The sequence below is a fragment of the uncultured Campylobacter sp. genome (assembly GCF_938041645.1).
Taxonomy (GTDB): Bacteria; Campylobacterota; Campylobacteria; order Campylobacterales; family Campylobacteraceae; genus Campylobacter_B.
Genome location: NZ_CALIST010000027.1, coordinates 24,215 through 33,766, shown reverse-complemented (window position 1 = coordinate 33,766; position 9,552 = coordinate 24,215). Strand labels below are relative to the sequence as shown.

At 45.0% G+C, this 9,552-nt stretch carries 7 protein-coding genes; 3 read left to right on the top strand and 4 right to left on the bottom strand.

The window, feature by feature from the left end; genetic code table 11:
- A partial coding sequence (locus tag Q0600_RS04710; RefSeq protein ID WP_298757495.1) for a hypothetical protein occupies window positions 1-926 on the bottom strand: 926 nt, incomplete at its 3' end.
- 590 nt (window positions 927-1,516) lie between these two features.
- The gene (gene pyk / locus Q0600_RS04705; RefSeq protein WP_298757492.1) at window positions 1,517-2,986 is read right to left on the bottom strand and encodes a pyruvate kinase; all 1,470 of its coding nucleotides are present in this window, start codon (window positions 2,984-2,986) and stop codon (window positions 1,517-1,519) included.
- Window positions 2,987-3,095: 109 nt separating this feature from the next.
- Here pyk and Q0600_RS04700 point away from each other — a divergent pair, with 109 nt between their 5' ends.
- Entirely contained in the window at window positions 3,096-3,263 is a 168-nt protein-coding gene (locus tag Q0600_RS04700; protein WP_298757489.1) for a hypothetical protein, read from the top strand.
- A 35-nt stretch (window positions 3,264-3,298) separates the two neighbouring features.
- Here Q0600_RS04700 and Q0600_RS04695 read toward each other — a convergent pair whose 3' ends face one another.
- Window positions 3,299-4,645, bottom strand: coding sequence for an FAD-dependent oxidoreductase (locus Q0600_RS04695; protein ID WP_298757487.1), 1,347 nt, complete (start codon window positions 4,643-4,645; stop codon window positions 3,299-3,301).
- Window positions 4,646-4,766: 121 nt separating this feature from the next.
- On the opposite strand from Q0600_RS04695, the gene dctP reads away from it, so the two are divergent.
- Window positions 4,767-5,951, top strand: a complete 1,185-nt coding sequence (dctP, locus tag Q0600_RS04690; protein ID WP_298757485.1) for a TRAP transporter substrate-binding protein DctP — start codon at window positions 4,767-4,769, stop codon at window positions 5,949-5,951.
- 941 nt (window positions 5,952-6,892) lie between these two features.
- On the opposite strand, the gene metK is transcribed toward dctP, so the two are convergent.
- Entirely contained in the window at window positions 6,893-8,092 is a 1,200-nt protein-coding gene (gene metK / locus Q0600_RS04685; protein WP_298757484.1) for a methionine adenosyltransferase, read from the bottom strand.
- A 144-nt stretch (window positions 8,093-8,236) separates the two neighbouring features.
- Here metK and sstT point away from each other — a divergent pair, with 144 nt between their 5' ends.
- Window positions 8,237-9,496, top strand: coding sequence for a serine/threonine transporter SstT (gene sstT, locus Q0600_RS04680; RefSeq protein WP_298757481.1), 1,260 nt, complete (start codon window positions 8,237-8,239; stop codon window positions 9,494-9,496).
- Window positions 9,497-9,552 lie beyond the last annotated feature (56 nt).

Below are 9,552 nucleotides of genomic sequence, written 5' to 3'. Positions count from 1 at the left end.
CTCCACTGTCTTATATCAAAATTCATAAATTCTGTCATTTTGGAGTTATCCTTAAAATACTCATAAGCGAAATTTAATACCTCTAAAAAAATAGGTCCAGATTTTCTCATTATTTTTGAAAATTCTATAGTTTTCTCGCTATAGCTAATCCTTTTAAATGATATTACAAACATTAATAACACATAGGAATATATAAAAGTATGATTTGAATATTTAAATCCATTAAAATTTAACCAATACTCTTTTTTGCTTATATCCAAATACATAGGAGAACCATCCATATTACGGCAAAGCTTGCAATCCTCGTCTAGATAATTATGTGTAAAATAATAAATTCTGCGTCTTACTATATTATCAAGTAAAGACGTATCTTTAACATTTAAATTTTGAAATTTAAATAAAGCGCTTAGTTTGTTAAGTTTTATATTATATTTTTGTAATTCTTTTTCATATTCTAACGAATAAGTATGGTTTGAATTCATAAGATCTTCATCTATATAAGGCTGCGGATTTATATCTAAGTTATTTTCAAACACAAATTTTGCTATAGGGTTGCTGTCTATGCCTTTTGGAATAAAACTATTACTATTTTTATCTTTCTCAATAAAAAGCCCCAAGGAATTAGAGTCGATATTTATAGATATGTCAATATTTTTCTTGATTCTACTGAGATTTTTATCCAGCAATAGTATGTTTTTGTAGGCAGATAACGAGCTTTTAAAAGAAAATTTATCATATTTTAAATTTGTGATCTGCCTTAAAATATCTTGTTGTATAAACGTATCATCATTAGTTCCAATCATAAAAGTATAATTCTCAAATATTTGAGAATTATACGAGTATAACTTATAGATTTCTATTATATCTTGATTTTTTTGTAGATAAATAATATCTCTACAAAAGTTGGAAACTTCTTTATTCATCATCTATTTTGTCCTTTTTGTGTACTAAGTACTTGCATGTGTTTGGGTTCTATTGCTCCTATCAACATTATAGCATGTAATTCTTGCATGCCGATCTCGATCTTATCGTTGAACCCAAACTCACTATCGTAGATAAAGCGCACCTACCACTGATGGAGACTAGAGTGCTATCTACCTTTTTGAACTCTATATTACCGTAGTTTGCGTCTAAATCACCTGAATGTTCACGGAGAATGCACATACAAACACCGTCTGATTATACTTTGCACGCTTTTGATCGTTAACTAGCGATAAAAACTATTTGTCGTAGTCGCTCTTGCAATCGCTCGTATCCTTGTATAAAACATATCTATCTACTAGCTGTTGCTCTAAAATCAATGGCGTAACTGTTCACACGCTTGTTCTTGATCTGCGCGAAATAAAGCCACCGAAGCGCCACCAAAGTTTTAGCGGCTAAATCCTGCACCGTCATCTCGCAATGGAATTAAATTTAGCAAATTCTATCACGACATAAACGCGACGTTGCTGCTCGTAATCTCGTAGCGAAATTAAATTTAGCTGCAGCCTCTGACTTTATGACCTTTGGCTACGCTTTAAATTTTAATTTCAAAGCCCGTTTTCGCCGCGTCGCGGTAGAAATCGATCTGATCTTTTTTGATGATACGGATGTAGTCGGTGCTGCCGGGATGGCCGCTTTGAAAGCCTGCCGTCATCACGTAGGTGCCGCCTTCTTCGATAAGCCCGCGCTGCAGAGCCTCGCTTATGATACGTGCGAGCAGCGAGTTGATACTCGTTTTTTCCCTGACCATCGCGGGATTTACGCCCCACACGAGACTTAGCGCGTGCGCGGTCTGCTCGTCGTGCGCGATTGCGATGATGTCGATTTTAGCGCGGTTGCGTGCGAGTTTGATCGCCGAGCGCCCAGAGCCCGTGATCGAAAGTATCGCGCCCACGCCCAGTCTTGCGGCAAGCGCTGCGGTGCTCGAAGTGATCATATCGGTCTCGTCGTAGAAATCGTAATCGTTAAATTTATCGTAAGGATAGATCTTTTCGGTCTCGCGGATCGTCTCGCTCATCGCGGCGACCACGGCTGCGGGGTTTTTGCCGATGGCGCTTTCCTCGCTTAGCATCACGGCGTCGGTGCCGTCGAGCACGGCGTTTGCGACGTCGCTGATTTCGGCTCTGGTGGCGCGCTCGTGCTCGGTCATGCTAAGCATCATCTGCGTGGCGGTGATGACGGGCTTTGAGCGGGCGTTGGCTAACGCGATGATGCGCTTTTGGATGCGCGGGATCTCATAAAACGGCATCTCGATGCCCAGATCTCCGCGCGCGACCATTATGCCGTCGCTTGCCTCGATGATCTGCTCGATGTTTTCTACAGCGTCGAATTTCTCGATCTTGGCGTAAATTTTAGCTTTTGAGCCCAGCGAGTTTAAAATTTCGCGCACGCGCAGGATGTCGTTTTGCGACTGCACGAAGGAGATGCCTACGAAATTTACGCCGTGCGCTGCGCCCCAGCGCAGATCTGCGAGGTCTTTTTGCGTGATGACGTCGATATTTAGGCGGGTGTTTGGGAAGTTCACCCCCTTATTTGAGCTCAAAAAGCCGTCGTTTTCGAGCACTGCTTGCACGCCTTGCTCGCTTACTGCGACTACCTTGGCGCGGATCGAGCCGTCGTAGAGATAGATGAACTCGCCCACCTTCATTAACGGCAAAATTTCAGGGTGGTTGATACACAGCTCGTATTCGCCTTCCGCGATCTTTTTACCGATGATTTCGCGAGGAAGGAAGGTGATTTTATCGCCCGTTTTTAGTTTAAAATTTTCCTCGAGTTTGCCGACGCGGATCTTTGGACCGCTGATGTCCTGAAAGACGCCTATACGCACGCCCAGGCTCTTTTCTACGGCGCGGATTTTGTTTAAATTTGCCTCGTGATACTCGTGCGTGCCGTGGCTGAAGTTCATCCTAAAGGCATTGCAGCCCGCCTTTACCATCGCGCTCATCATCTCCTCGCTGTCACTCGCGGGCCCGATGGTCGCTAGGATTTTGGTTTTTTTAAGCATCTTTTCTCCTTTAAATTTAAAATTTATCGCCGCATTAGGCGAAATTTTGCGCAAAATTTTGAAATTTCTAAATTTTAAAATTCGCTAGGCAAAGGAATTTTAAAATTTTATGGCTCGAGAGAATTTTAGAATTCTACGGCACGGCGAAATTTTAAAATTTCATAGCTTGCGGTGCAGATTAAATTCTAAAAATTCGCGTTTGAATGAAATTTTAAAACTCTCTATATATATGAAGCGCAAGCAAAATTCTAAAATCCTCGCCGAAGTAAAATTTTAAAATTCTTGCCCGAGCGAAATTTTAAAAATTCCTCTTTATCGCATCATTTCCGCGTCAAATTTTGTATCATCAAAGCTCACTCCCAAATATTCGCAGGCACTTTTTGCGTCGCGAAGTGCGTTGCCTAAGCAGCTCGTAGCGCCGGGGCTTGGGGTCATATTAAAGATAATCCCCGGATTTTCGCCTATTCTAGCTTCGCCTAAAATCAGCTTTTTTTGCGAGTGTGAAATTACTTGCGGGCGCACGCCGCCAAAGCCCTTGGCATAGTAAATATCCTCCTCGCGGATGCTAGGTATGATCTTGCGCGCATTTTTGACGAAAAGCTTTTTACCTAAAATCGGTATCTCAAAGCCTATATTGCGGATTAAGAAGTCCCTTACCTCGCTATCGCCAAAATTTTGCCAAATGACCTTGGCTACGTCCATGTCAAAATTTAATGACTGAAAAAATTCCGGCACCGAACGACAGCCCTTGTAGCGCTCAAGCTTTGGTAGCGTAAGTGCGGTAGGGCCGAATCTCGTGCAGCCGCCTGCGAGTAAATCCGGATCGCCGTGAAGCGCGGCAAATGGAAGCTTTGGGTTTTGCATCATGTAAACCTTGCCATTTAGAAGCTTTTGCTTGGTTAGATAGAAGCTGCCCGCGATGCAAATCGTGCTAAGATCCTGCCCAAGCCCCATTTTGTGCGCGAGCCACAGCGAATGTGCGCCCGCATCTACGACTACGAAATCAGCACTTAGCGAGAGTCTATTTGCGGTGCGGATATAGAACTTATCGCCTACTTTAGTGATGTTTTGCACTTCGGTATTTAGGTGCAGATCGCAGGTTTTACCCTCCACGTTTTTAGCGTTTTGCACGAAGGAATTCGCCATCGCGCCGTAATCGATCGTCGTGTAAACTCCCGATTGCACGCCCATTGCTACGATATCCTCCGCTCGCTCCTCGCCGCGTCCGTCAAAAACTAGCTTGGGCTCGATTTTTTTGAGCTCTTCCTTGTCAAAAAGCTGCAGATACGGATAAAGCTCTTTAAATTTCTCAAAGCGCTCTTTAATTAGCTCTACCTCACTTTCGCCCACGCCAAGAGCCATTTTCTGCCCCTGAAATAAAAATTTATTCTCATATCCGTGCTTTTGGCAATACTTCACGATCATATCCGCCTTGCGCTTGACTTCGGTTGCTTTTTGCAAATCGTAGTTGGTCTCGATGTCGCCGCAATGAATCGTCTGGGAATTTGCACTGGCTTTAGAATTTAGCGTCGCAAGCCCTTCGTATTTTTCAAGTAGAGCGATATTTTTGATCTCGCTAAATTCTGCCAGCACGTATGCTAGTGCGCTGCCCGTGATACCGCCGCCTATGATGATTACTTCGTAATGTTTTTCTTGCATGCCCTTTCCTTATCGAATTTGGCTACAATTGTGCGAAAATTTCGCTTAAAAGCTAGTTATAAAAGCGTGAATTTAGATGATTTTATATAAAATTCGCACCATTTCATTTTGGGAGTAGTATATGAAAAAATCGATTCTTGTCGGATTAAGTTTGATTATAGCCACGTCGCTGTGGGGCGCGGATAAGAAAATTTATCGCCTTAAGCTAGCTCAGACTTACGAGCTTAGTATGCCTATCGTAGGCGATGTCGCCAAGCGTATGGCAGATCTTGCAGATAGTATGTCTGATGGCAGGCTGAAAATCAGCATCGACGCGCCTAGCAAACATAAAGCGCCTTTTGCGATATATGATATGGTCAAAAACGGACAATACGATTTAGGCTATACTGCGAGCTACTATTATAAAGGTAAAAATAGCGCAAATATGCTGTTTACGACGGTGCCTTTTGGTATGACGAAAGATGAGCAACACGCTTGGTATTACTTCGGCGGAGGCAAGGAGCTAGCGGATAAATTCTATGCTAAAAGCAATCTAAAGGTCTTTAATATCCTAAATAGCGGTATGCAGATGGGTGGTTGGTTTAAAAAAGAGATTAATACGCTAGACGATTTAAAAGGGCTTAAATTTAGAATTCCAAGCTTTGGCGGGGAGGTTATGAGCCGCCTTGGCGTCGCAGTCGCTACGATACCGGTAGGTGAGCTATATATGGCGCTAGAGATGGGTACCATCGATGCGGTTGAGTGGGCAAGTCCTAGCTTTGATATACCTCTAGGCTTTCACAAAGTCGCAAATTACTATTATACGGGATGGCAAGAACCCGCTAGCGAGCAGCAGATAGTGATAAATCTACAAACTTGGCAGAAGCTTCCTAAGGATTTGCAAAATATCCTGGAAGCCTCTATCGCAAAGGCGCGCGAATACGCAGAAAACGAGACGTTTTATAAAAATGTAATAATTTGGGACGAGATCAAAAAGAAATATCCGAACGTTCAGATTCGCTCTTTTTCGCCTGAAATTATGCGTGCGCTTCGCAAGGCGACGGATGAAATTTTAGCCGAAGAAAGCGAGAAAAATCCCGATTTCAAAGAGATTTGGGAGAGCCAAAAGGCGTTTTTAGCTAAAGCTAGAACGTGGACGAAGATGGGTGATTTTACATATATCGAAAAAACTGGCGATGTTGAAGCCGAGCAGAATTTCACTGCTTCGGTTAAAGAAATTTCGGTGCCGCAGCCGATCAGCGCGCCCGGAGGCGATATAAACTCAAGCGCCGCCGCGCCGAAAACCGAAACCAATCAAACCAAATAATCTTTAAATTTACGCGATCTATCGCGCCGACTGATGAAACTCGGCGCGGAATCGCGCAAGGATCGCGTAGAATTGCGGGGTCGCGAACTCGCGTAGGAATCGGGCGGGATCGTGCAAAATCGCAAGCTCTCGCAAAATCGAGTAAAGTAGCGGATCGCAAGCTCACGCGGGCAAAATTTTGCTTTGCAAGATGGGCTGCTCGGTTTTCGGGGTCAAATTTTTAAATTTTTAAAATTCTGCCGCGCAAATCTTGCGAAGCTACCGATAAATTTGCAAAATACCTCTAAATTTATTGCATCTTTGCGGTTTGAAAGCCCGTCTTCTATTCTTTTGCAAGGCGTCAAAAGAAGTGCCACGGCGCCGCAAACAGCGTTTTATAAAATATTTTGTACCTTTCTTTTAATTAGCAGTTTCGCCAGTAATATAAAATTCGTAAAGTTTTAAGCGCACCTTTACGCTCTTACAAAGAATGGGCGGTATTTTGTTGCTACGAGCGGATAACCGCGAGTTTTAAAGCCTGCTTTATGCTATTGCAAAGCGTCCTTGCGGACACGCCCAGTCTTTCCTTGCTTTACACTTTACGATATTTTAAATTTTACGATTTTGCGGCGCAGGTATCGGCGCAGTGCAGAGCTTCGCATAATGCGGTCTCGGCGCTAAATTTACGTTAAATTTAATCATAGCTTCGGTGTTCAGCAGCTTTTAATAATCGATGCTTATCGGCTTTGAATAATGCTTTAAATTTGGCGGCGGAATTTTAAATGCGGTTTTACCGGCGAATGCGCGTAAATTTGATCCGTTCGCAAATACGGCTTGCACTCGCCGCTATTGGAGGTTTTGCTAGCGATACGCTTAAATTCTACGGATTAAAATTTACGTGGTTAAATTGTGGCTAAACTTTATAAAATTAGCCGCAAAATGTAGGCGCCGTAGAATAAAATTTATTTCAAAGCCCTAAAAAGCTCCACGCTATCGAGCTGTTCCCACGGGTATTCGTCATTTCCGACCTGTCCGCGCGCTGCGACATCGGCGTAGAGAAAGCTTCCTTTGCCGGGGCGATCAAGGCCGAATTTATCGATGATCCAGCGCGGAGTGAGCGGGAATTTTTCAAGCACGAAAGCGGATAGCTCATCGTCGCCCGCCGCGCCTAAATTCGTCCCCATACAATCGACGCTGACGCTTACCGGTTTAGCCACGCCGATTGCGTAGCTGAGCTGGACGATGCATTTTTTCGCAAGCCCCGCCGCGACGATGTTTTTGGCGATGTAGCGCGCCGCGTAAAGCCCGCTGCGATCGACCTTAGTGTAGTCTTTGCTGCTTTGAGCGCCGCCGCCGATCGGGCTGTAGCCGCCGTAGCTATCTACGATCAGTTTGCGCCCCGTTAGGCCGCTGTCGTGAAGCGAGCTGTGATTTACGTAGCGGCCGGTCGGATTGATGTAGATGATCGTTTTGTTTTTGTCGTAAAGCTCTTTCGGAAGCCCCGCCGAATCGATCAAATTTCCGATCAGATCTCGGACGCGCTCGATGCTCATACTCTCGACGCATGGCGCTGAAACCACGATCGTATGGATGCTTTGCGGTTTGCACTCCTCAAAATTGCTCTTCGTGCCGTAATCGACCGTAACCTGCGTCTTAATATCTACGCCAAGCTCGTTAGGATGGGATTTTGCGTAAGCATAGACGTGATCGCAAAGAAGCCTTGCGTAGGTAATCGCAGCCGGCATAAAATTTTTCGTTTCGCAGCTTGCGAAGCCGAACATTATACCCTGATCTCCCGCGCCGATCTCGCCGCCCTCTTGATCGACGCCTTGGTTGATGTCGGGGCTTTGCTGGTTTAAAAATACGTCCACTTGCAGATCCTGCGGATGCAGGCACTGCGCGCGTGTGAAATGAGGGTTGTCGTTGTAGCCGATCTCGCTAAGCGCGCCCTTTACGATGTGGCGGTAATCGTCGTGGGTAAAATCGATCTTGGCGTTTACTTCGCCGCCGATTACTACGTGTTTGCCCGCGATGAAAACCTCCGCTGCTACGCGCCCGTTGGGGTCTTGTTTTAAAATTTCATCCACGATGCTGTCTGCGATGATATCGGCGCATTTATCGGGATGTCCGGGGCTTACTACCTCGCTTGTGAAAAGATACATATCTGCTCCTAATTAGAATTTCGCGCCATTTTATCTAACGAGGTTTTAAAATTGACTAAAAATTACGAAATTTCGCTCAAATTTAAATGTGCTTAAATAAAATTTCGATATATTTCAAACGACGTTTTGATTGAAAGGTAAAAAATGAGTTCGATTCAAAAATTAGTAGCTAGCTACAAAGATAAAAATCTAGTTCTGCGCATAGTTACAGGCTTGATAATAGGCGCCATTTTGGGCTTTGTCGCACGTTCAGCGGCAGGCGATATTGCGGCAGAGCACACTTCGTTTTTAATAAACGTAGTAGCTTTTGCGGAAATTTTAGGAAATTTATTCGTAGGCGCCCTTAAAGCGGTAGCTCCGATTTTAGTTTTTATCTTGATTTTAAGCTCGATCGTAAATAAACAATACGGCAGCGCAAGCGGCTTAAAACGCGTGGTTGTTCTATATATCGTAGGCACCTTTTTAGCCTCGTGCGTGGGAGTGGCGGCTAGCTTTTTATTCCCGACTCAGCTTGCTCTAAGCAATGTTGGCGCGGCGGAAAATACCGCTCCTGCGAGCGTTTGGATCGTGCTAAAAGATCTACTTTTTAAGGTCGTAGATAATCCGCTAAACGCTATCGCGCACGGAAACTACGTAGGAATTTTAACCTGGGCGATAGGTCTTGGAGTCGCGCTTAAATTTTGCACTAATGAAACAAAGAAAATTTTTACCGATCTGAGCGAAGCGGTAACCAAAATCGTGCAGTTCGTAATCCAGCTCGCGCCGTTTGGAATTTTCGGTCTAGTAGCTTCTACTGTGTATCAAACCGGCGTCGATGCGCTGCTTGGATACGTGCGAATCGTAGTCGTGCTAGTAGGTGCGATGGCGTTCGTAGCTCTCGTGATAAATCCGCTCATCGTCTTTGCGGTGATTAAGAAAAATCCATATCCGCTCGTATTTACCTGCCTACGCGAAAGCGGTCTCACGGCGTTTTTCACCCGCAGCTCGGCGGCGAATATCCCGGTAAATTTAAATTTATGCAAAAAGCTCGGCATCAGCGACGAGCTAAGCTCGATCTCGATCCCTTTGGGAGCTACGATAAATATGGCGGGCGCTGCGGTGGTAATCGCGATCTTGGCGCTTGCTGCGGCTCATACGCTCGGCGTGCGCCCCGATTTTTGGACGGCGCTACTGCTTTGCGTGGTCTCGGCGGTCGGTGCGTGCGGCGCTAGCGGCGTGCCAGGCGGCTCATTGATGCTGATACCGCTTGCGTGCTCGCTCTTTAATATCTCAAACGATATCGCAATGCAGGTCGTCGCGATCGGCTTTATCATCGGCGTGATCCAAGACTCGGTAGAAACCGCGATCAATAGCTCTACCGACGTGATTTTTACGGCGATCGCGTCGCAAAGTATGCAAAAATAACTCACCTTAAAATTTTACCGCGAATTCCGCTGGGCGGCAGATCTCGCGGTTTTTAA